The sequence below is a fragment of the Mycobacterium sp. genome, assembly GCF_036488105.1.
Lineage (GTDB): Bacteria > Actinomycetota > Actinomycetes > Mycobacteriales > Mycobacteriaceae > Mycobacterium.
The window spans coordinates 1-17,368 of sequence record NZ_DASXHW010000405.1 but is presented as its reverse complement, the minus strand read 5'-3'; the positions used below and the strand labels follow the sequence as shown (position 1 = coordinate 17,368).

Sequence of the window (17,368 nt, the reverse complement as noted above, 5' to 3'; positions counted from 1 at the left end):
ATGGGATGCGTGACCTATGACGTTGACAACCCTCGTGGCGCTGGGCTCGGTCGTCGGCGTCCTGATCTCGCTGGCGACTCTTTGGCTGCTGTGGCGGCAGGTAACGGCCGGCATCCGCGAGACACGTGAGCGTCCCTTTCGGGACGCCCTGCAAGCCATGACCGAGGACCGCAACTATTGGCGCGATCGCGCCGATGCGTACGAGACGGAACTGCGGAGGCGTGAAGAACAATGACGCTAAACCCAATCAAGAAGCTCGAGCCGTTGGAGCGCGGCGTGTTCAAGATCGTCGCGTTCTGCGTCTTCCTGACCCTGGTGTGCGGCGCGCTCGGGCTGGCCTTGTCCGCGCAGAGCAACGCGAACAAGGCGCAGTTCGGCCTGCACGGATCGTGTCAGTTCTGGCGTGACCTGTCGGACCTGCCGTTGCCGGCCAACTCGACGAAGGTGGCATTCTCGATCGTCGCCGACTCGAGGGTCGCCTACACCCGCCAGTCCTGCGACGTCGAGCTCGGAGCGTTGCCGGCGCCAGACCCGCGGGTGCTGCCGTACCTGCCACCGAGCATGCGATGACCGCTGTCGTCGAGCCGCGCACGCTCGAGCAGCACGTCGCCGCTGCCGCGGTGCTGTTCGCGTTCGACGCTGCGTTCCCGCCGCCCGGCAGCACGTACAAGGCCAACGGCGGCATCGCCACCAACGTCTACCTGGTCGGCAACTTCGCCCAAGGCGCCGCGCACGTCAAGGCACAGCGCGCGGCCGGGATCGCACCGTGGCCGGGTTACGAGCTGCAGCCGGGCGAACTGATCTCCGATAGGCCCACCGGTCAGGCAGCGGGCCGTGCAGGCATCGCCGCGGCGATCGCTGCCGGCTTCCCGGCCGACGGATCGATCTGGTTTCAGTTCTCCGTCGACACCGCGGTGGCCACGACCGATTACCACAAGGTCCGCGATGCCTTCCTCGGCATCCAGGACGTCAACGCCGGCCGGTTCCGGATCTCGTGCTACGGCCAGGGCGGCCTGATCAGCTACCTGCGCGCACAGCATGCGATAGCCGAGAAGGGCTGGCTGTCCGCCTCGAGCTCGTTCCCGGGTTTCAATCCGAGCTCGCCAGACATCTGCATGTGGCAGCAGGTCGGCAACTTCATCCCGGGCTACTCGACCGACCGCAACGTGATCACCGACGTCGCCGCGCTGCACGCGTGGTGGCCAGACAACTCACCCTACGTAGGAGACGGCGACATGACCGACGACGCATCAGTGACCAAGATCGTCCGCGAGGAACTGCAGTTCGCGCTCGGCTACCTCGGCGGGCACCCGAACACCCGATACGGCCCCGGCCCGACAGTCGGGAACCTGCTGCCCAACGGCGGCGTGGCCGTCGCATCCGGCGTCGACCCGATCCCGACGCCGGCTCAGATCGCAGCCGCCGTAAAGGCGAACATCGCGCCGCCCGTCGTCGACGTCGCGGCATTGGCCAAGGTGCTCACACCGGGTCTGGTGTCTGCGCTGCAGGCCCAGGCCGTACTCACCGAAGCAGACGTCGAGACGGCGCTGCGCAACGTTCTCCACTCCGCCTGAAAGGCAGGAATCACCATGCTCGCAAAGCTCAAAGCACTACTCCAGAAGTTCGGCTCAACCAAGACCGGCAAGATCGTCACCCGGGTCGTGGTCGCCGGCGCCGTGGCCGGCGCCGCGGCGTTCATCGCCCAGGTCACCGCGTCGGGCGTGCTGTCCACCGGTCACGTCACCGACCTGTCGCTGTGGTCCAAGGCGGTCGTCGCCGCCGCCGGCGCCGGCGCGGCCGCCGCGCTCACCCTGGTGCAGTCGCTCATATCGCAGGCGCTCACCGGACTGCCCACGATCGGCGCGCTCGTCAACCGCAACAAGCCGGCCGGCCCGTGACCCTCAGCATCGCCGACCTCAGCCAGTTCCTGACCGCTGCCCCACCCGACGGCAGCCTGGCTGAGGTCCGGTCTTTCTACTCCCCGATCGACAAGATCGAGGAGGTCCTCGAGGCCGTCATCAGTTCGGCGCAGCACTCGGTCGTCGTGTCGATGTTCGGCTACGACAACGACAAGCTCGCGGCGATGCTGGACAGTGCCTTGAAGAACCCCGACATGCACGCGCAGATCACCCTCGACTCATCGCAGGCCGGCGGTGTGCACGAGAAGGCGATCCTCGAGAAGTACTCGCACGAGATGACCGGCAACTCCGTCGCGATCGGACGCTCTGAGAAGGGCGCCATCGTGCACCGCAAGATGATGATCGTCGACGGCCTCTGGTGGGTCGGCGGCTCGACGAACTGGAGCACCAGCGGCGAGACGCTGCAGGACAACGAGCTCACGGTCATCCGCGACGCGATGCACTGCACCAGGGCGCGGTCGGTCATCGACATCGCCCACGATCACATCCTGTCCGTCATGGCAGCAAAGGCCGCGTGATGATGCATTGGTATTGGGCGGTCTGGTTCCTGATCGGCTTCGGTGTGCCCGAAGGCATCGCGATGGTGCGACGGCACTACCAGGACACGCTCTCCTGGACCGTGTGGCGCTGGTGCGACATCGTCCCGGGCAACACGTTCGGGCAGTTCACATTCCTGCGGTACCTGCTGATCGTCGGACTGCTGTTCGCCTTCCTGCACCTCGGCTTCGGCCTACTCCGCGGCTAATCGAAAGGACCCCCTTTCTGATATGAGAATTCTCGTGATCGTCGTGTTGCTGATCGTCGGCGCAGTGTTGATGTGGCTCTGGATCCGAGGCTGGACCAAGCTCTATGCCGAAGGGCTGACCGACCTCCCGCCACCTGGCATCAGCCTGGCCATTCGAGCAGCCGAGAGGCGGCCGGCCGATGACTAACGCCTACGGCTGGGTCAAGGACACCCACGACCCGCGCGACGTGCAGTACAGCGCGCCGGCGCCGGTCTTCGAGCAGCTGCCCGCGCTGGTCGATCTGTCGACCGATTCGGCGATGCCTCCGATCTGGAACCAGGAGCAGCTCGGGTCATGCACCGCGCACGGCACCCTTGCCTGTTTCCTGTTCGCAGCGAACAAGCTCGGCGCGGGTGATCCGATGCTGTCGCGGCTGCAGCTGTACTACAACACGCGCGCCATCGAAGGCACGGTCGGCCAGGACGCCGGCGGGCAGATCCGCGATGCGATCAAGGCAACCACTCTCGGCATCGCGCCTGAGGACATGTGGCCTTACGACACCGACCGGTTCACGGTGCAGCCTCCGCCCGAGGTGGTCCAGGCGGCCGCGTCCAACGTCGACGTCGACTACCGTCGCGTCCCGCAGGACCTGAACCACATGCGAGCGTGCCTGGCCGAAGGATTCCCGATCGACATCGGGTTCACCGTCTTCGAGTCCTTCGAGTCACCGGAGGTCGCGACTACCGGCGTCGTGCCCATGCCCGGCCGCGGTGAGCAGATCGTCGGCGGGCACTGCGTCGCCGTGGTCGGCTACGACGACGCCAAGCAGCAGTTCCTCGTCCGCAACAGTTGGGGCACCAGTTGGGGCACCAGCGGCTACTTCCTGATGCCCTACGCATTCCTGACCCAGTCCGATCCGGAGCTGGCGTCGGACTTCTGGACGATCCGGACGGTCACCTAGACCTGTATAGAAATACAACGAAGCCCCGGTCGGCCCGACTCAACGTCGGTGCCCGGCCGGGGCTTTTTGCTGTGCTCAGCCGCCAGAGATCAGCCGGCTCTTCGCGGCCGCGAACTCCTCGTCGCTCAGCACGCCCGTCTGATGCATCTGTGACAGGTTGGCGATCTGTGTACCGAGATCCGGTGCCGGTGCTGCAGCGGCCGCGGCGGGGGCGTGGCTGGCCGCGATCGCGCCGTCGATCGCGGCGCGGATCTTCTCGAACGCCGGCATCTGCTGCCTGGTGAACACCACGCTGTTCTCGTCCTGGACCGCGCTGCTGGTCTGACGCCCGAACCGCGCGCGTGCTTCGTTGCCGCCTGGGACGGTGAACTGGATGAAGCCATTCATAACCGGCCCCGCGGGCTTCCATTGCACCGCGGCGATCGAGTACAGAGGGATCCGCTTTTCGCCTTTGCCTGAGGTGGATCTGGCGAGAAATCCCTTGCGGGTGATGGTGACGAACTGGCCGTCGAACTCGATCTGGCCGCCGTGGCCCTTGGCTTCAATGACGTCTGGCATGTGTCGCTCCTGCTCGTCGGGTTGTGCGAAGTATCAGCCCTTTGCCGAAATTTAGCCCGGCGGCGTACCAGATCGCTAGAGCTCCGATGATCAACGAGAGGAAAACGGCTGCGGTGAACGAGCCAGCGGCCGGGCGCGGTGCGGGATTGTTGAAGGGCTGCGGTACTGGCTGGTCGACGGTGACGGTGGCTGGCGCGGTACTTCTCACCGGCGGCGTACTGACCGCTTCCGCTGCCGGCATTGTCGTGCCCGCGATGCCGATGGCGAGGAGCATTGTCACGACGATGACCCAGCATGTTGCTACTGCCGGCGGTTCAGAACCTCGACCAGGGCGACGAGCATGACCTGCTGGTCGGCGCTCAGTTGCGGCCAGCCGTCCTGCAAACGAGCTAGAAGCGGATCGGGCTCGCGGCGCGCCGATTGGCCTTGCACGATCCGGTCGACGGATTCGTCGCGCCAGCCCAGTGCGCCCTCGAGCTTGCCGATAGTTGTCGAGCGGTAGCGGTCTCTCTCGCCGGCCTCGATCGACCGAATGGTGCGCCTCGACAGGCCGGCCGCCTCGGCTAGATCGTCCACCGTCCACCGACGTCGAGCTCGGGCGGCAGCAACTCGCGACCCGAGCCGCTTCCAACCATCCACGCGGGCGAGTCAATCGGAAACGGCGCCGCATGGTGGGCAGGATCGCGATAAAGGGACCGGCTTGCCGATTTCGACGGCAACCAAATGCAACTAGGGTCATCTGACGATCCTTAGGTGTGGGCGCTCGACGACGCTTCCGGCGAAGTTCGCGAAGGTCTGCATCCGCTGGGCGGCGTCGCTCATGTCGTTCTGCACATAGATCTGTGTCGAGGCGAGGCTTTCGTGGCCGAGCAGCGCCTGGACTAGCAGCGGGTCTTTGGTGAGTTTTTGCACGTTGGTGGCGAACCAATGGCGCATCGAGTGCAGCGTGGTCTCGATGCCGAGCTCGCTGAGGTGGTTGTGGGAGTCGACGGACAGCCGGTTCGGGACTGTGTAGGGATGTCCGGTCGTGGTGGTCACGACCCAGCCGGTGCGCTTCATGGCGGCGATCTCCTCGAGCACCGGTGCGAGCAGTGGCACTGTCCGTTCGCGGCCGCCCTTGCCCTGGATCCACGCGGTGGCTCGCGGCCCGTAGCGGTCGATGTGCTGAGCCTGCAGCCGGCAGATTTCGCCGCAGCGCAGGCCGGCGAATGCGGCCAGCACGTAGGCGCGGCGAAGGCCTCCGACTGTGCAGGCGAAGATCGTGGTCAGGTCCTCTGTGGCGGTGGGGTGCGGGACGCCCTTAGGTACGTGCGGCCGCGGCAATCTCACAGTCGGGTCGACGGCGATGAACTCCGTGTCGAGCGCCCAGCCGTAGAAGGCGCGCATGTGCCGGGTGTAGATGTCGACGGTGGCTGGCGCTCGGTCGGCGAAGGTGGCCTGGAAGGCCAGCAGCTGCTCGCGACTGGCCTCGGTCAGGCTGGTCGGCGCGATGAACTTGGAGAGCCGGTAGAGCAGCTCGAGGCGCTTATCGATGGTTGCCTGGGACCGCTTGGCGATTCTCATCTCAGACCAGAATCGTTCGAGTATGTGTGCGTCTCCGATTGCCGACACCTCCACCCTGATTCCGTTCGGCGGAAGGTCGCTGCGGCTGAAGCTGCTGCGCCGGGGGGACCTAGGAAGTAACGAAGCTACAGTTAAGTGGTTACTAAGCGCTACCGATTCGGTCACTATCCGTTCACCACAGACAGTGCAGCCCTTGACTCGGGCTTTACGTCGCCCCCAGTGAATTCGGCGCTTCCGGCACCGTCGCCGCGGATCAGGGTCAGGAACGGCGGAACTAACGGTGCCGAAACTGAACCCGTACCTGAATCCCCCCCGGGCCGGTTTGGGCTGCCGGCGCTGAGGAACTGCACGACGTCGACCCGCAGATAGTCCGCGATCGCGAGCAGCTCGGCCGCGCCGAACGGGATCGTGCCGGCGAACCGCTGTTGCATCTTCTGCGGGTAGGTGTTGAACACGTCCCGCGCGATCCGGGTCTGCTTGACGTTCTGGCGCGCCATTTCGGCTCGCACCTCCGCTGCGATACGCGCGGACATCCCCGCGATATCGGGGAACTCGTATCCACCCTCGTGTGCTGTGCTCATGCGCACAAGGTATATGCCATGCCTGCATGTAGTCAAGATGCTGGGCACGTTCTTGTCCGTCTAGCAAGTCGTGGTCCATGAATGCTTGCATCTTTCCATCTGAGCATGTAGACCTTCCCTCATGACTCAAGCGTTGGATGAGCTAGTCGCAGGCGAGGTCCGAGCACAGATGGCACGACAGGGCCGCAAGCAGGCCGATCTCGCCCAGTACCTGGATGTCACCCAGTCGGCGATCAGTCGCCGTCTGGCGGGCAAACAGCCCTTCCCGTTGGCCGACCTCGCCGAGGTCGCCAGGTTTCTCGAGGTGCCGCTGGCGAGCCTGATCCCAGGTTCGGCCGGCGATGACGTGGCGGGCCAAGCCGTAGGTAACAGCGGGCAGCACTCGGTTTCATCGGCGCCGGTGGACGGCGACGCCGAAAGCAGAGAACGGCTGGACCGACCCGCGGCCCGCACTCGTCAGCAGGTGTCGGCATGACCGCCGCGAAGCTGCCGCCCGCCGCACAGGTCGATGAGTGCGACTGCGCAGAGGCGTGGTTGCGCCTCGATAGCTACGACCCGCACTGCGGGTTTCACGCCCGCTTCGCCAAGTGCCAGTACTGCGAGACGAAGGTCGACCCCGAGGTGTGCTGGGAGGTCTATGACACCCCGGTCGGCTCGTTCGAGATCCTCACCTGTGACGAGCACGAGCAGCGCCCTGAGCTGCTGCCCAAAGGGTGGGCCGACACGGTCCGCCTCTGTCTCGCCCAGCCCGTCGTACATGGCCAGGTGTCGGAATGACCGCCGCCGACGCGTACACGAGCGGCGACGAGGGGATGTCTCTGCCTACCGTGCCATCAGGGCCTGCTCAAGGCGCGGCACAGCCAGCCACCCCGTCGGCGCGGTTCCGTACAGCGGCGAATCGCATGGTGCGCGGCGCGCGCCGCGGCAAAAGGGTGGCTGCGCTGCTCGAGTGCATCGCCGACACCGACGGTGTCTACGTCCAGATCACCGCGGGCACCGCGGCTCGCGAGTTGCTCCTTGCGGCTCTGGCCGAGGTCGAGTCGGGACTGGCCGCGTTGAAGGAGCTACGCGACGAGGGCTTCGCCGGATATTCGACAGGCGAGCTGAAAGCCGGCGGCGCCGTGAACGTGCCGCTGCGCGGCGAAGAAATTGTCAGTGCACTCCGCGATCTAAAGGCGCGCGGTGGACGGGTGTCGGTGACGTGATGGCGATCGCGGTGCTGTTGATCCTGATCGCAATCTTCGTCTGCTGCGCGTACCAGTCGCTGGTGTCCGTCGAGCATCGCGCGGCGATAGCCGCAGCGATCGTTGCCTGGTGGGTCGCGCCGCGGCATCGCCCGCACACGCCGCACCGCCGAAGCCGCAACCTCTGATCTTCCCTTGCAAAGCAATGGGGCCGCCCCCTGTCACAGGTATCCGGCCCCACCACTTTCACCAACGTTTGAAGGGTATCCGATGAGACATCTCATCCTCGTGATTCTGGCGGCGTTCGCCGTACCGGCGCTGCTCGCCTGCAAGAGCGGCGGTCACCACGACCGCCATCCGCACCCGGTCTCGACTCACACGAAGGCGAGCAAGCCATGCCCAACGCCGACCAGCGCAACACCGTCATCGCCGACGGTCGCAACGTCAATCCCCCGGGTCTCTACCAGCCCGGCATCGACCCCGTCGACGTCTACCAGCCCGGCATCCCCGACGCCGAGCTCGTCGTCCCGGTCGTCGACGCCATCCTCGACTTCACCCGCGCCGCCGAGTGTCTCCACGAGCGTTGCCCGGCCTTCTGTCCATGCATCGCCGACTACCCCCGGATCCACGCACCCGGCTAGGAGCGGCGTGTCGTTGGCGCCCCGGCGCCTGGTGGCCGTCTCGCCGGGATCGATTAGACCGCCGTCGGCAACACCAACCATTCCACCGGCCCGGGCGCAGCTCGCCTCGACCGGTTCACCCGAACGCCAACTCGGCCTGATCGCGCTCGCGCTGGCCGCGGCCGGCATCGCGCTGCTCGCCCTGGCCCACTACCTCGGAAAGGCACCTCAGTCATGACTACGACGAAGCCCGATCTGGAAACCCTGCACCTGGGCAACGGCTCTCATCCGACCCGCGAGGCGGGTGTGTGCTTCAACGAGGCTGCCGCGTGGCTGGCCGGCGAACCGCACTCTGATCACCCTGCGTGTGTCGCGCCTTATCTCCGCAGCTACGGGATGCGACTCAACGACCGAGCGGACGACGAGCGGCGGCAGGACCTGAAGAGGTTCATCCCGCTGGTGATCGGCACCGCCGGCGACGGCCTGGACGACCGGCGGCGTTGGCTGGCCACCGATCGGGTACTGCGGGTGTTGCTGCCCAAGTGGCTCGATCGCGCAGGTGCAGCGGATCGTGCGGGCCAGCTGCGCGCGCTGGCGCCGATCACCAGCCACGACACCTGGTACCCGAATGCACAGCTCGTCCGGACGATCCGCGACGAGATGTGGGCACTGCGAAGCCAGCGGTACGGAGTGATCCGCGCGGCGGTGCTCGAGGCGGTAAAGAACAAGTTTGCCGATGCCGCTGCCGTTGCCGCTGCCGCTGCCGCTGCCGTTGCCGTTGCCGTTGCCGCTGCCGCTGCCGCTGCCGCTGACGATGCCGCTGCCGATGCCGCTGCCGTTGCCGCTGCCGCTGCCGCTGCCGTTGCCGATGCCGCTGCCGATTACAGCTACGGGTCTGAAGGCTATTGGGCGGTCCGCTCCGCGGTGTACGACAAGATGCGCCCGATCTACAACGAGCGTTACGCGGCCTTCACGGGTGAGGGCTGGGCAGACGCGCTCGCTCTGTATGAGGATCTGCTCGATCCGGCTCCTGCGCCATGACAGCGATTGAGAGCCGGTTCAAGGCGCAGGAGCTCGACGAGTACTCCGACCGGAGTGAGTGGTTCGTGCCGCCGCCGGCGGAGGAGTTCCCGCTGGTGGTCGCGATGCTCGCGCGTCTGCGCACGGCCGCGGCGAAGCGGATCCCGGATCCGTTCGGCCTGGACTACACCGAGGAGGCCTACTTCGAGGGCTGCGCCTATGTCACCGAGGTCGCGGACCTGACCCGGCTGGCGATCGAGCTCGGCTGGGAGGACGCGGTACGCGAGGCGTCTGAGGCTTTGTGGGTTCGGGTGATCTGCGAATGAGCCGGATCGCCGCGGTGCTACGGCTCGAGGAGCAGACGGCCTGGACCAACATCGACGACGAGGGCGCGAACGCCGTGGTGTACGTCGGCGTGATCGGCGCGCCGGATCTGTCGATCGTCTCGACGTCGCCGTGGAAGATGCGCGAGCTGGCTGAGCAGTTGATCAAGGGTGCGCTGCTGCTCGACTCGCGCCGCGAAGCGATCGGCCTGTCCTCTGGCGCCGGGTCGTGAACGGCGTGGCCCGCCGGGTGCAGTGGACTGAGTTCGATCGGCGCAACGCTCCGCGCTGGGGTGTGGATCTCGACGCTGAGGCGCCGGCCGGCTGCGATCCCGGCCGCCGGCTTATCCGGTGGACGCCGCGAGCTTGCCGCATCGGCACCTTTTTCCTGATGCTGGCCATGATCGTCGCCTTCTACGCGCTGCTCATCTTCTGCCTGTGGCTGGCGACCTATCACCGCGGGTGGACGCTGCCGTTCTCGATCGCCATTGTCCTGACGTTCGCCACCGTGGCGATCGCCTCGCGGCTCCGCGGTCGTGCCAGGTGACGGTTGCGATGGCGATCAGGCCGACCCCGTCGTTCTACGACGGCTCCCCCGAGCGGCACACCGTCACGTGCCCCGACTGCGGCCACCCAGCCGACGCGCTGATCGGCAACCACGGCGGCCCGGAGGTGTGCGCCGCGGCGCGCATCATCGACGGCCAGCTCGTCGTGCTGCGCGACGAGCTGAACCTGGCCCGGGCCGGCGAGATCATCCGCCACGTCGCCAGCGAGCGCCGGCAGTTCAGCTCGAACTCGACCCGCACCGCGATGGACGCCGAGAACATCCCGAACACCCTGCGCGCGAAGGCGTTCAAGGCCGCGATCGCCGACGGGGTGATGACCCCGATCGGGCACGTGCCCTCGACGGAGAAGCCGTCCCAGCATTACCGCGGCGGCGGCGTGGTGCGCCTGTACCGGTCAGAGATCTATGTCGGCGCGAAGCCGGTGCGGCGATGAAGCGTGCACTGCTGACGCTCGAGGAGCTCACGCTCAGCCTTGGCATGGCCGTAGACATGCACGAGTGCACGACGGTGGGCGTCCGCGCGATCGAGGCGGGCCTCGCCTCGCAGCTGATGACCTGCGACCGCTGCTGGCCCGGCAAGGAGATCACGCTGCAGCGTCTCATCGGCCACGTCCGCGCCCTTATCGACGTGACCGGCACGGCCGTGCATACGCCGGACGACTTCATGCAGGTAACCACCGTCAACGAAAGGCGGCGATGAACGATGCTGCCGCAGCCACCGAACCACGTACGGACCGTCGAGGCCGGCCTCGAGCTGGCGCTGCTGATCGCCAAGGGCCGCGACGGAATCCCGCTCGACACGCACGCCCTGATCGGCACCGCGCACCAGGTGCTCCGCGCCGCCCACGGCGACCCGATCGACGCGCTGATCAGCCTCGCGTCCCTCATCAGCGTCGACGGCCAAGTCCTGCACTGGCCGGCCGCCAACGTCACACCAATCACCGAACGCCCGGCACTGAGGAGCATCTGATGGACTACCAGGAAATCGAGATCGGCCTGATCCACGCGCACAAGTCCAACCCGCGGCACGACCTCGGCTCGGTCACCGAGCTCGCCGCCTCGATCAAGGCCCAGGGCCTCATCGAGCCGCTCATCGTCGCACCGTCGGGTGATGACTTCGGCTTCGTGCTGATCGCCGGCCACCGCCGCCTCGAGGCCGGCCGCAAGGCCAAGCTCACAATGCTCCCGTGCATCGTTCGTGCCGATCTGACCGGTGACGCTGAGCAGCTCGAGGCGATGCTGGTGGAGAACCTGCAGCGCACGAACCTGACCGCCGTCGAGGAGGCCGAGGGATACCAGGCGCTGCTCGAGTTCCCCGACTACACGATCCAGCGCATCACCAAGGCCACCGGCCGGTCCGCTAAGACCGTCAAGCAGCGGCTGCAGATCGCCGAGCTGCCCGCCGATGCGAAGGAACGGATCCACACCGGCCAGCTCACCCTGGCTGACGCGCTGAAGATCACCGAGTTCGCGGACGAGCCTGAGATGTTCAGTCGCCTGGCCAAGGCCGTCGGCACACCGAACTTCAGCTACGCCCTATCAGATGCCAAGCGCCGTAACGCGAAGATTGCCGCGGCGGTGGAAGCCGGCGCGGAGGTCCTCACCACCGGCGTCGACTTGACCAAGGCCTACCCGAACGCGGTGCAAGCGCCCTGGTCGACCGAGCCCGGCCCGGGCATGGTCCTGGTGTACCCGCTGGCGTCATATGGCGGCACGCTGTACTACATCGACCCGCCGGCCGAGGAGCAGAAGCCCGAGCCGCCTGCCGGCAACCCGAACGCCGGCGGATCGATGGTCGAGAAGTCGAAGCGGAAGGACGAGTTCTCCGAGCAGCAGCGCCGGCATGAGCAGCTGCAGACGGCACGGGCCACACGCATCGCCTACCTGGCCTCGGTGATTCACGGCGAGCAGGCACCGGAGCAACGCCTCGATAAGGCCGCCGAATCGATGATGCGCTGGCTCATCAAAGCCCAATTCGGGGTATACGGCTACGACGTAGAAGACGTCACGCTCCTCGACGTCGAAGCACACAACGAAAAGACGCTGGCCTGGATGAACGAGGCCGTCGATGCGCTCGACCTCCCGCACCTGGTGTACACCGCCGCTGCGATGTTCGCCCTCGCCTGGCCGGATCGTCAGCTTCAGAGAACCTGGACCGACCTCGAAGAGCCAGCCAAGGACTGGCTGTTCCAACTCCGCGAGGTATGGGGCTACCAGTGGTCCGACGTCGAGCTCGAGGAGCTCAAGAAAGCCGAAGCCGCTGAGGAACCGATCGCGGGTTGCGAATCATGACCGCCGGCAACGACGGCGCGAGCCCGGCCGAAGCCGTTCCTGAGGACGGCGTCAAGAAAATCAAAGTCGACTTGATCGACGACGGCATCCTATGGCTGATCAACCGCACCGTGTTTCACCCGCGTGGCTTCGCGCTCGCCTATGACCGTGCATCCTCCGAGTTCATCCTGTGGGGCAACGGTGACGAGCCGTGGGAGTTCAGCGGGGAGACGGAGAACGGGAAGTTCAACGCCGTCGAGGCAAAGCTGCGCGAGGCCACAGTCACCCCGCCCGCCGGTGTCGACTCATGACTACCAGCGCACCCGTCGACATGGACCTGTCGGCGCTCAACGCGACTGCTCACGCGAACTACCGCGGCGACCGCCGGCAGGCGCTGGGCCAGGTCGTAGGCCCGACGACCTACGGCCACCACATGGTCGTCGTCGACGCGGCTTACGACCCGGCGACTGACCGGACCCGGCTCGGGTTCGTCAACGTGCTCAAGGCGATTCAGGACTCAGCAACACCGAAGGAGCGACCATGAAGTTGCGCGCCGCGCTACCCAAGGGAGACGGCAACGGCCTGACCGTGATCTCCCGGCCGCTGATCGACCGCCCGGATCAGGTGCACGTCGTGATCGCCCTGGTCAAGACGGAGAAGCTGACGACCAACGTCGCCGATGGGCAGGTCGAGGCGACGCTGGCGATCCGCGGACTCGAGGTCGTGACCGACGAGGATCAGGCGGCCGCGTTCCGGCTGCTCGAACGGTCCCTGGAGCGGCGCACCGGCCAGACGATGCTGCCCCTGGAACTCGAGGACGACATCCGCGCCGCGTTCTCCGAGGTTGACATCGACGCACTGATGGACAGCCCCGACGATGGGAGCGAGTCGTGACCACCACAGTCGACGGCGTCAATGTCGCGTTGGCGGCCAAGGTGCTGCGTTCGCTGGCCGCCGGCCGCACGCACCGGTTCGTCGCCGCTGACTGCCACATCGCCGTCGACCTGGTCGAGACGATCGAGGAGTTCTACTGCAGCGAGACCGATGGCGACTCGGTAGTGCTCGAGCAGACGATCGTCGATCTCGAACGCACGGTCGCGCTAGGCCGCGGCCAGCTGCTCGTCGACTTCGACCTGACCGGCGAGGACGAGCGACGCCCTGAAGCGGTCGTGGCCATGAGGTGTCGAAACTGTGGCTGCACCAGCGCGACCCTCGCAACGAACCTCTACCACTGGGTCGAGCCGGATCTCTGCTCGGGATGCGTCCAGCCCACAGCAGAAGTCGCCACCCATGAGATACGGGATATTTTGCTGCGTAACGCGATTCCCGTTACGCCCGAGCCGGTAGAGACCCGGCCGGCGCCGTTCGTGCGGGCCGTTCCGTGCTCGCTGCTGTTCGTCGACCACTCATATCAGCGTGCCGCTGACGAGCGGCGGCTGCGGAAGATGATCGCCGAGTTCGACGAGACGCGTCTGGGCGTGCTCGAGGTGTCCGACCGCGGCGACGGCAAGTACGCAGTCGTCGAGGGCCAGCATCGGTGGCTGGCCGCCCGGGAGGCGATGGCCACTGACACCGCCCCCGATCCGTACCTGGTTTGCCAGGTGCACCGGGGCCTGGACCTGCAGGCCGAGGCGGCGCTGTTCTACGAGATCGACCGCGGCCGCAAACCGCTGTCCGGCTGGGACCGGTGGAAAGCACGTGTCGCATCCGGTGACGAGGCCGCGGTCGCGATCGAGGCCACCATCGCCGCGTTCGGGTTCAAGATCGACCCGGCCCCGCGGGACGGCTCGATCGGAGCGACGGGCGCGCTCGAGCGGATCGTCGACCTCGGCGACCTGAAGCTGCTCGCCGACACGCTCTCGGTCATCAGCAGCTCCTACGGCAAGGCTCGCGACGGCGTCGACGGCCACCTCCTGCACGGCCTGGCGCTCGTGCTGTGGAACTACGACCTCGACGTCGAGCTGTCAGTCGACAAGCTCGTTCTCGCGATGCAGTCCACGCCACCACGCAATATCAAGGCCCGGGCGCAGGCGCTGAAGGAAGGGCATCGGGCCGAGATCCCGCGGCTAGCCGCCGCGGTCATCGTCGATCGTTACAACGCCCAGCCAGGACGTGGTGTCGAGCCGCTTCTCGAGCGGCTGCCGGCTTCGTCGAGAATCAGCGGCCCGAACGGACGTAAGACGGCCGAGCTTGCGCGGATCCGTCGGTGGGCCGCGCGTCATGGCTTCCCCGCAGCCGGCCACGACGGCGGCATACCCACCGCGACGATCGCCGCCTACAAGCAAGGCGAAGGCGCCACGCGACTCACCGTGGTCGGCCGATGAGCGATCGCCGCAAGCCGCCGATCCTCCGCCAAGGCGGACTGACCGGCCGCGTCTACGTCATCACCGCCTACACCGTCGAATACGGGCCGAACGGCGAACACCTCAGCGAGACCGCGCGGACCAAATTCGACGTCACCGAGCAGTACCTGGCGATCGCCGGCGACGAACGGAGCAGGGCCATCGATGAGGTCCTCGCGGCGATCGACGAGATCCCGCCCGGCAGCTACGCCGACGACCCCGCATACCTGACCGGCATTAGCCGCGCCTATCAAGCCGCCGCAAACCTGCGAGCGCGTTTGTGACCGCCGCATGTTGGAACTGCGGCCACCAGCATGAGGAGGCCGTCGAAGGCGGGCCCGCTGGTCAGCGCCGCACCGACTATGAGCCGCGCCCAGGTGAGCCGGCCGTCTGTCTGAGCTGCTGCGGCCTCGCCATTTTCACCGGCGATGGCCTCGATACCCGCAAGCCCACCGAGGCCGAGTTCGAGCAGCTCAAGCAGCTCCCCGAGGTCGTCAGCACCGTGGCGCTCGTGTACCGGGCACGCCTTGCGCGACGTCGATCAAAGGCGCGATGGAACTGACCGACCTGACGACAGCAGCCCCGACGAGCCTGATGGGTGGATCTCAGACGTGCCGTTCTTCCTGGTGGATGACCAGCTACAGGTCAACCAGAAACCGACCGCCCTCATCGAGCTCGAGGGCGCGAACGGCGCGGCCGCGTTGGGCCTGTGGACGATGGCCGGATCGCTGAGCCAGGCCAAGGGCTCCGACGGAGTGCTGAGCATCGGCGACCTCATCCGCCTGCTGCTCGACCGGCGGCTGGCGTTGAAGCTGGCCAATTTGCTCGTCAAGCACTCGCTCTGGCACGGCCCCGATCATGACTGCGGAAAATGCCCGCCCGTCGAGGCGGGCACATTCCTGTTCCACGACTGGTTCGGCATGGGCTATGACCCGGGCGTGAAGGTGACCGCGACCCGCGATCGCCGCAAAGAGCTGAAGAAGGCCGACATCATCGAGGCGGTCTGGCTGCGCGATCAGGGCATCTGCCGCTACTGCGGTCACCAGATGAGCCGCGGCGACAAGCGATCAGACCGCCGGCCAACCCTGGATCACGTCATTCCCGGTCTCGCTCGAGGTGTCACCAACCTCGTGCTGGCCTGCCTGAAGTGCAACCAAAAGAAGGGCCAACGCACACCCGAACAGGCCGGAATGGTGCTGCTGCCGCCACCTGGTCAACCTGACAGCCCAGCAGAAACGGGCCCTGCAGCGCCCGATCAAAATCAAAACCAGATCACCAATCAAACAGATCCAGCGTCAGATCCGACGCTGATTCCGGCTATCCCCCATAAGGGCAAGGTAAGGGAAAGGTCAGGTCCGGGTTCTGGTCGAGGTGACGGTCTAGGTCACGTCCGGGACGGACCCGCTGGTCACGCACCAGATCCCGGCACGCCCGGCCGCTTCGGATCGCCGTGGGCCAACTGGACCGGTCCGCCCGCTGATCCGACGTTGTCCGTCTGTCCGTACCACGGCCTTCATCAGCCATGCCGAAAATGCGCTGATGCCACCTACGCATCGGAGCTCAATCCATGACCCGCAACCAGGCCGTCGCTTCGACGTCGGCCAAAGACCAGGAGGAGGTCACGGCCGATGCGATGGAGCTGCTCGCGTTGCAGCGTGTCCTCGCGGCCGCGCTCGCACGTGACAGCGCCGGTCCGTCCGCCGGCAAGGCCGAGCGTCATGGCAGCGGCGGGGCGAAGGGCTCGGCGGCGAGCATCAATCTCGAGGTGCTCGAGGTGGCCGTCGTGCTTGAGACAGGCATCGATCAATTCGCGGCTGAGGCCGTGCGGATCCTGAATCTCGATCGCCGGCCTCGCACTGTGTTCAGCGTGATCGTCGCGATTCCGGATTGGCACCGGGCTCTGGTCGCGGCTGGCCAGCCGTTGGCCCGGCATCTACGTGGTGACCTCGAGAAGTGGCTGCGCATGACGCGCCGCGCTGTCGGCCTGCAGCGCCGGGACATCGTGTTGCGGTCGCTGTGTCCCGATCACCGCGGCATGTCCGGCCCGCTCTGCGCCGGCGAGTGCACACACACCTCGTGTGTGCAGATCGCCGCGTCGCGCAAGCCGACCAATCTGCGCCAGCTCGGCGAGCAGGCCGCGATCGCCGAGTCGCTCGCTGCCGGCCCGCCGCGTGATGGCCGGTTGTCGTTCGGTCCCACGTGCGCCGTGGCATGCACACATCTGTCGTGTGAGTGGATCCGCGAGCGCCGCTTGGTGCTGCCCGATCCGCCATCACCAGCTCGTCGACGTCGACGTCGACGTCCGCAACCGTCCGCGTCGGATTGGGTGGTGCGCGTCGGCGAAACGGTGTGGGAATCACAGTCGGCCGAGCCTGCGTTCACCTGGTCGGCCACCGCCGTCATCCACTGCCCGCACTGCCGGCGCCGCTGGGCAACCGTCGTCGAGCGTCGGCTCCTGGCCCGCGAGCTCGCCACCGCAGGCGACGACCGCTCCACCGTCGAGAGGATGCTCGCATGAGCGTGCGAATCACCGTCACAGCGAGCAAGCTCAGCCTCGATGTGACGTTAGGCAAACGCGAAGCGCCAGCCACTACGGACTCGACACCCGCAGAGCCAGCTAGCCATCTCGGCGCCGTGACTCAAACCGCGCCAAGGGAATACGCGATGTCCCGGCGCGAAGGCGCCAAAGCGTTCGGCTTCGAGACGTGACCTCAGGTAGCGAGAACAGACGCCGAC

General features: G+C 66.7%; 36 protein-coding genes. 31 read left to right on the top strand and 5 right to left on the bottom strand.

Features of this window, described 5'->3' with window-relative positions; genetic code table 11:
- Positions 1-16 precede the first annotated feature (16 nt).
- The 8 genes from VGH54_RS21560 to VGH54_RS21525 are packed head-to-tail and all read left to right on the top strand — an operon-like array spanning position 17 to position 3,605.
- Positions 17-235 carry a hypothetical protein gene (locus VGH54_RS21560; protein ID WP_331514129.1) on the top strand — a complete coding sequence of 73 codons (219 nt, stop codon included), beginning with the start codon at positions 17-19 and terminating at the stop codon, positions 233-235.
- Positions 232-570, top strand: coding sequence for a hypothetical protein (locus tag VGH54_RS21555; protein ID WP_331514128.1), 339 nt, complete (start codon positions 232-234; stop codon positions 568-570). Before VGH54_RS21560 ends, VGH54_RS21555 begins: the two co-directional genes overlap by 4 nt.
- Positions 567-1,574: a hypothetical protein gene (locus VGH54_RS21550; protein ID WP_331514127.1), complete on the top strand. Its 1,008-nt coding sequence runs from the start codon at positions 567-569 to the stop codon at positions 1,572-1,574. The genes VGH54_RS21555 and VGH54_RS21550 overlap by 4 nt, the downstream gene beginning before the upstream one ends.
- 15 nt (positions 1,575-1,589) lie before the next feature.
- Positions 1,590-1,898, top strand: coding sequence for a hypothetical protein (locus VGH54_RS21545; protein ID WP_331514125.1), 309 nt, complete (start codon positions 1,590-1,592; stop codon positions 1,896-1,898).
- Complete coding sequence (locus tag VGH54_RS21540) at positions 1,895-2,437, top strand: phospholipase D-like domain-containing protein (protein ID WP_331514124.1); 543 nt, start codon at positions 1,895-1,897, stop codon at positions 2,435-2,437. The genes VGH54_RS21545 and VGH54_RS21540 overlap by 4 nt, the downstream gene beginning before the upstream one ends.
- Complete coding sequence (locus VGH54_RS21535) at positions 2,437-2,664, top strand: hypothetical protein (protein ID WP_331514123.1); 228 nt, start codon at positions 2,437-2,439, stop codon at positions 2,662-2,664. The genes VGH54_RS21540 and VGH54_RS21535 overlap by 1 nt, the downstream gene beginning before the upstream one ends.
- Positions 2,665-2,686: 22 nt before the next feature.
- On the top strand, positions 2,687-2,851 hold the full coding sequence (locus VGH54_RS21530) for a hypothetical protein (protein ID WP_331514122.1): 165 nt from the start codon (positions 2,687-2,689) through the stop codon (positions 2,849-2,851).
- Positions 2,844-3,605 carry a C1 family peptidase gene (locus VGH54_RS21525; protein WP_331514121.1) on the top strand — a complete coding sequence of 254 codons (762 nt, stop codon included), beginning with the start codon at positions 2,844-2,846 and terminating at the stop codon, positions 3,603-3,605. Before VGH54_RS21530 ends, VGH54_RS21525 begins: the two co-directional genes overlap by 8 nt.
- Before the next feature lie 75 nt (positions 3,606-3,680).
- On the opposite strand, the gene VGH54_RS21520 is transcribed toward VGH54_RS21525, so the two are convergent.
- The 5 genes from VGH54_RS21520 to VGH54_RS21500 form a co-directional block, all read right to left on the bottom strand.
- Positions 3,681-4,163 carry a DUF4429 domain-containing protein gene (locus tag VGH54_RS21520; protein WP_331514120.1) on the bottom strand — a complete coding sequence of 161 codons (483 nt, stop codon included), beginning with the start codon at positions 4,161-4,163 and terminating at the stop codon, positions 3,681-3,683.
- Positions 4,147-4,437, bottom strand: coding sequence for a hypothetical protein (locus VGH54_RS21515; protein WP_331514119.1), 291 nt, complete (start codon positions 4,435-4,437; stop codon positions 4,147-4,149). The genes VGH54_RS21520 and VGH54_RS21515 overlap by 17 nt, the downstream gene beginning before the upstream one ends.
- A gap of 26 nt (positions 4,438-4,463) precedes the next feature.
- Positions 4,464-4,802, bottom strand: a complete 339-nt coding sequence (locus tag VGH54_RS21510; protein ID WP_331514118.1) for a helix-turn-helix transcriptional regulator — start codon at positions 4,800-4,802, stop codon at positions 4,464-4,466.
- A gap of 96 nt (positions 4,803-4,898) precedes the next feature.
- Positions 4,899-5,726 carry a tyrosine-type recombinase/integrase gene (locus VGH54_RS21505; RefSeq protein WP_414688763.1) on the bottom strand — a complete coding sequence of 276 codons (828 nt, stop codon included), beginning with the start codon at positions 5,724-5,726 and terminating at the stop codon, positions 4,899-4,901.
- Positions 5,727-5,890: 164 nt separating this feature from the next.
- Entirely contained in the window at positions 5,891-6,307 is a 417-nt protein-coding gene (locus VGH54_RS21500; protein WP_331514116.1) for a hypothetical protein, read from the bottom strand.
- A gap of 121 nt (positions 6,308-6,428) precedes the next feature.
- Here VGH54_RS21500 and VGH54_RS21495 point away from each other — a divergent pair, with 121 nt between their 5' ends.
- From VGH54_RS21495 to VGH54_RS21385, 23 genes are all read left to right on the top strand, one after another.
- Positions 6,429-6,782 carry a helix-turn-helix transcriptional regulator gene (locus tag VGH54_RS21495; RefSeq protein ID WP_331514115.1) on the top strand — a complete coding sequence of 118 codons (354 nt, stop codon included), beginning with the start codon at positions 6,429-6,431 and terminating at the stop codon, positions 6,780-6,782.
- Positions 6,779-7,084, top strand: coding sequence for a hypothetical protein (locus tag VGH54_RS21490; protein WP_331514114.1), 306 nt, complete (start codon positions 6,779-6,781; stop codon positions 7,082-7,084). The genes VGH54_RS21495 and VGH54_RS21490 overlap by 4 nt, the downstream gene beginning before the upstream one ends.
- Positions 7,081-7,512: a hypothetical protein gene (locus VGH54_RS21485; protein WP_331514113.1), complete on the top strand. Its 432-nt coding sequence runs from the start codon at positions 7,081-7,083 to the stop codon at positions 7,510-7,512. Before VGH54_RS21490 ends, VGH54_RS21485 begins: the two co-directional genes overlap by 4 nt.
- Complete coding sequence (locus VGH54_RS21480; protein ID WP_331514112.1) at positions 7,512-7,679, top strand: hypothetical protein; 168 nt, start codon at positions 7,512-7,514, stop codon at positions 7,677-7,679. Before VGH54_RS21485 ends, VGH54_RS21480 begins: the two co-directional genes overlap by 1 nt.
- A gap of 207 nt (positions 7,680-7,886) precedes the next feature.
- Positions 7,887-8,132 carry a hypothetical protein gene (locus tag VGH54_RS21475; protein ID WP_331514111.1) on the top strand — a complete coding sequence of 82 codons (246 nt, stop codon included), beginning with the start codon at positions 7,887-7,889 and terminating at the stop codon, positions 8,130-8,132.
- 7 nt (positions 8,133-8,139) lie between these two features.
- Complete coding sequence (locus VGH54_RS21470) at positions 8,140-8,349, top strand: hypothetical protein (RefSeq protein ID WP_331514110.1); 210 nt, start codon at positions 8,140-8,142, stop codon at positions 8,347-8,349.
- Positions 8,346-9,152 (top strand): hypothetical protein, encoded by an 807-nt coding sequence (locus VGH54_RS21465; RefSeq protein ID WP_331514109.1) that lies wholly within the window; start codon positions 8,346-8,348, stop codon positions 9,150-9,152. The genes VGH54_RS21470 and VGH54_RS21465 overlap by 4 nt, the downstream gene beginning before the upstream one ends.
- On the top strand, positions 9,149-9,457 hold the full coding sequence (locus tag VGH54_RS21460) for a hypothetical protein (RefSeq protein ID WP_331514108.1): 309 nt from the start codon (positions 9,149-9,151) through the stop codon (positions 9,455-9,457). The genes VGH54_RS21465 and VGH54_RS21460 overlap by 4 nt, the downstream gene beginning before the upstream one ends.
- The gene (locus VGH54_RS21455) at positions 9,454-9,687 is read left to right on the top strand and encodes a hypothetical protein (protein ID WP_331514107.1); all 234 of its coding nucleotides are present in this window, start codon (positions 9,454-9,456) and stop codon (positions 9,685-9,687) included. The genes VGH54_RS21460 and VGH54_RS21455 overlap by 4 nt, the downstream gene beginning before the upstream one ends.
- Positions 9,684-10,001: a hypothetical protein gene (locus VGH54_RS21450; RefSeq protein ID WP_331514106.1), complete on the top strand. Its 318-nt coding sequence runs from the start codon at positions 9,684-9,686 to the stop codon at positions 9,999-10,001. Before VGH54_RS21455 ends, VGH54_RS21450 begins: the two co-directional genes overlap by 4 nt.
- Positions 10,002-10,009: 8 nt before the next feature.
- Complete coding sequence (locus tag VGH54_RS21445) at positions 10,010-10,453, top strand: hypothetical protein (RefSeq protein ID WP_331514105.1); 444 nt, start codon at positions 10,010-10,012, stop codon at positions 10,451-10,453.
- Positions 10,450-10,719 carry a hypothetical protein gene (locus VGH54_RS21440; RefSeq protein WP_331514104.1) on the top strand — a complete coding sequence of 90 codons (270 nt, stop codon included), beginning with the start codon at positions 10,450-10,452 and terminating at the stop codon, positions 10,717-10,719. Before VGH54_RS21445 ends, VGH54_RS21440 begins: the two co-directional genes overlap by 4 nt.
- 3 nt (positions 10,720-10,722) lie before the next feature.
- Positions 10,723-10,989 carry a hypothetical protein gene (locus VGH54_RS21435; protein WP_331514103.1) on the top strand — a complete coding sequence of 89 codons (267 nt, stop codon included), beginning with the start codon at positions 10,723-10,725 and terminating at the stop codon, positions 10,987-10,989.
- Entirely contained in the window at positions 10,989-12,311 is a 1,323-nt protein-coding gene (locus VGH54_RS21430) for a ParB/RepB/Spo0J family partition protein (protein ID WP_331514102.1), read from the top strand. Before VGH54_RS21435 ends, VGH54_RS21430 begins: the two co-directional genes overlap by 1 nt.
- Positions 12,308-12,601 carry a hypothetical protein gene (locus tag VGH54_RS21425; RefSeq protein WP_331514101.1) on the top strand — a complete coding sequence of 98 codons (294 nt, stop codon included), beginning with the start codon at positions 12,308-12,310 and terminating at the stop codon, positions 12,599-12,601. The genes VGH54_RS21430 and VGH54_RS21425 overlap by 4 nt, the downstream gene beginning before the upstream one ends.
- A complete protein-coding gene (locus VGH54_RS21420) occupies positions 12,598-12,834 on the top strand; it encodes a hypothetical protein (protein ID WP_331514100.1) in 237 nt (78 codons plus the stop codon). Before VGH54_RS21425 ends, VGH54_RS21420 begins: the two co-directional genes overlap by 4 nt.
- Positions 12,831-13,184 carry a hypothetical protein gene (locus VGH54_RS21415; protein WP_331514099.1) on the top strand — a complete coding sequence of 118 codons (354 nt, stop codon included), beginning with the start codon at positions 12,831-12,833 and terminating at the stop codon, positions 13,182-13,184. Before VGH54_RS21420 ends, VGH54_RS21415 begins: the two co-directional genes overlap by 4 nt.
- Entirely contained in the window at positions 13,181-14,614 is a 1,434-nt protein-coding gene (locus VGH54_RS21410) for a ParB/Srx family N-terminal domain-containing protein (RefSeq protein ID WP_331514098.1), read from the top strand. Before VGH54_RS21415 ends, VGH54_RS21410 begins: the two co-directional genes overlap by 4 nt.
- Entirely contained in the window at positions 14,611-14,916 is a 306-nt protein-coding gene (locus VGH54_RS21405) for a hypothetical protein (RefSeq protein WP_331514097.1), read from the top strand. The genes VGH54_RS21410 and VGH54_RS21405 overlap by 4 nt, the downstream gene beginning before the upstream one ends.
- Positions 14,913-15,194 carry a hypothetical protein gene (locus VGH54_RS21400; protein ID WP_331514096.1) on the top strand — a complete coding sequence of 94 codons (282 nt, stop codon included), beginning with the start codon at positions 14,913-14,915 and terminating at the stop codon, positions 15,192-15,194. The genes VGH54_RS21405 and VGH54_RS21400 overlap by 4 nt, the downstream gene beginning before the upstream one ends.
- 49 nt (positions 15,195-15,243) lie before the next feature.
- Entirely contained in the window at positions 15,244-16,203 is a 960-nt protein-coding gene (locus VGH54_RS21395) for an HNH endonuclease (protein ID WP_331514094.1), read from the top strand.
- Positions 16,200-17,150 carry a hypothetical protein gene (locus VGH54_RS21390; RefSeq protein WP_331514093.1) on the top strand — a complete coding sequence of 317 codons (951 nt, stop codon included), beginning with the start codon at positions 16,200-16,202 and terminating at the stop codon, positions 17,148-17,150. The genes VGH54_RS21395 and VGH54_RS21390 overlap by 4 nt, the downstream gene beginning before the upstream one ends.
- Positions 17,147-17,341 (top strand): hypothetical protein, encoded by a 195-nt coding sequence (locus VGH54_RS21385; protein ID WP_331514092.1) that lies wholly within the window; start codon positions 17,147-17,149, stop codon positions 17,339-17,341. The genes VGH54_RS21390 and VGH54_RS21385 overlap by 4 nt, the downstream gene beginning before the upstream one ends.
- Positions 17,342-17,368: the final 27 nt, after the last annotated feature.

Excerpts from the sequence above, each read along its gene's own strand:
- VGH54_RS21555 (WP_331514128.1), top strand. The coding sequence starts at position 232 with ATGACGCTAAACCCAATCAAGAAGCTCGAGCCGTTGGAGCGCGGCGTG.
- VGH54_RS21545 (WP_331514125.1), top strand. The coding sequence starts at position 1,590 with ATGCTCGCAAAGCTCAAAGCACTACTCCAGAAGTTCGGCTCAACCAAG.
- VGH54_RS21475 (WP_331514111.1), top strand. The coding sequence starts at position 7,887 with ATGCCCAACGCCGACCAGCGCAACACCGTCATCGCCGACGGTCGCAAC.
- VGH54_RS21425 (WP_331514101.1), top strand. The coding sequence starts at position 12,308 with ATGACCGCCGGCAACGACGGCGCGAGCCCGGCCGAAGCCGTTCCTGAG.
- VGH54_RS21385 (WP_331514092.1), top strand. The coding sequence starts at position 17,147 with ATGAGCGTGCGAATCACCGTCACAGCGAGCAAGCTCAGCCTCGATGTG.
- VGH54_RS21535 (WP_331514123.1), top strand. The coding sequence starts at position 2,437 with ATGATGCATTGGTATTGGGCGGTCTGGTTCCTGATCGGCTTCGGTGTG.
- VGH54_RS21500 (WP_331514116.1), bottom strand. The coding sequence starts at position 6,307 with ATGAGCACAGCACACGAGGGTGGATACGAGTTCCCCGATATCGCGGGG.
- VGH54_RS21505 (WP_414688763.1), bottom strand. The coding sequence starts at position 5,726 with ATGAGAATCGCCAAGCGGTCCCAGGCAACCATCGATAAGCGCCTCGAG.
- VGH54_RS21520 (WP_331514120.1), bottom strand. The coding sequence starts at position 4,163 with ATGCCAGACGTCATTGAAGCCAAGGGCCACGGCGGCCAGATCGAGTTC.
- VGH54_RS21480 (WP_331514112.1), top strand. The coding sequence starts at position 7,512 with ATGGCGATCGCGGTGCTGTTGATCCTGATCGCAATCTTCGTCTGCTGC.
- VGH54_RS21405 (WP_331514097.1), top strand. The coding sequence starts at position 14,611 with ATGAGCGATCGCCGCAAGCCGCCGATCCTCCGCCAAGGCGGACTGACC.
- VGH54_RS21390 (WP_331514093.1), top strand. The coding sequence starts at position 16,200 with ATGACCCGCAACCAGGCCGTCGCTTCGACGTCGGCCAAAGACCAGGAG.
- VGH54_RS21515 (WP_331514119.1), bottom strand. The coding sequence starts at position 4,437 with ATGCTCCTCGCCATCGGCATCGCGGGCACGACAATGCCGGCAGCGGAA.
- VGH54_RS21440 (WP_331514104.1), top strand. The coding sequence starts at position 10,450 with ATGAAGCGTGCACTGCTGACGCTCGAGGAGCTCACGCTCAGCCTTGGC.
- VGH54_RS21550 (WP_331514127.1), top strand. The coding sequence starts at position 567 with ATGACCGCTGTCGTCGAGCCGCGCACGCTCGAGCAGCACGTCGCCGCT.
- VGH54_RS21445 (WP_331514105.1), top strand. The coding sequence starts at position 10,010 with ATGGCGATCAGGCCGACCCCGTCGTTCTACGACGGCTCCCCCGAGCGG.
- VGH54_RS21525 (WP_331514121.1), top strand. The coding sequence starts at position 2,844 with ATGACTAACGCCTACGGCTGGGTCAAGGACACCCACGACCCGCGCGAC.
- VGH54_RS21490 (WP_331514114.1), top strand. The coding sequence starts at position 6,779 with ATGACCGCCGCGAAGCTGCCGCCCGCCGCACAGGTCGATGAGTGCGAC.
- VGH54_RS21420 (WP_331514100.1), top strand. The coding sequence starts at position 12,598 with ATGACTACCAGCGCACCCGTCGACATGGACCTGTCGGCGCTCAACGCG.
- VGH54_RS21460 (WP_331514108.1), top strand. The coding sequence starts at position 9,149 with ATGACAGCGATTGAGAGCCGGTTCAAGGCGCAGGAGCTCGACGAGTAC.
- VGH54_RS21495 (WP_331514115.1), top strand. The coding sequence starts at position 6,429 with ATGACTCAAGCGTTGGATGAGCTAGTCGCAGGCGAGGTCCGAGCACAG.
- VGH54_RS21415 (WP_331514099.1), top strand. The coding sequence starts at position 12,831 with ATGAAGTTGCGCGCCGCGCTACCCAAGGGAGACGGCAACGGCCTGACC.
- VGH54_RS21465 (WP_331514109.1), top strand. The coding sequence starts at position 8,346 with ATGACTACGACGAAGCCCGATCTGGAAACCCTGCACCTGGGCAACGGC.
- VGH54_RS21455 (WP_331514107.1), top strand. The coding sequence starts at position 9,454 with ATGAGCCGGATCGCCGCGGTGCTACGGCTCGAGGAGCAGACGGCCTGG.
- VGH54_RS21560 (WP_331514129.1), top strand. The coding sequence starts at position 17 with ATGACGTTGACAACCCTCGTGGCGCTGGGCTCGGTCGTCGGCGTCCTG.
- VGH54_RS21430 (WP_331514102.1), top strand. The coding sequence starts at position 10,989 with ATGGACTACCAGGAAATCGAGATCGGCCTGATCCACGCGCACAAGTCC.
- VGH54_RS21530 (WP_331514122.1), top strand. The coding sequence starts at position 2,687 with ATGAGAATTCTCGTGATCGTCGTGTTGCTGATCGTCGGCGCAGTGTTG.
- VGH54_RS21485 (WP_331514113.1), top strand. The coding sequence starts at position 7,081 with ATGACCGCCGCCGACGCGTACACGAGCGGCGACGAGGGGATGTCTCTG.
- VGH54_RS21435 (WP_331514103.1), top strand. The coding sequence starts at position 10,723 with ATGCTGCCGCAGCCACCGAACCACGTACGGACCGTCGAGGCCGGCCTC.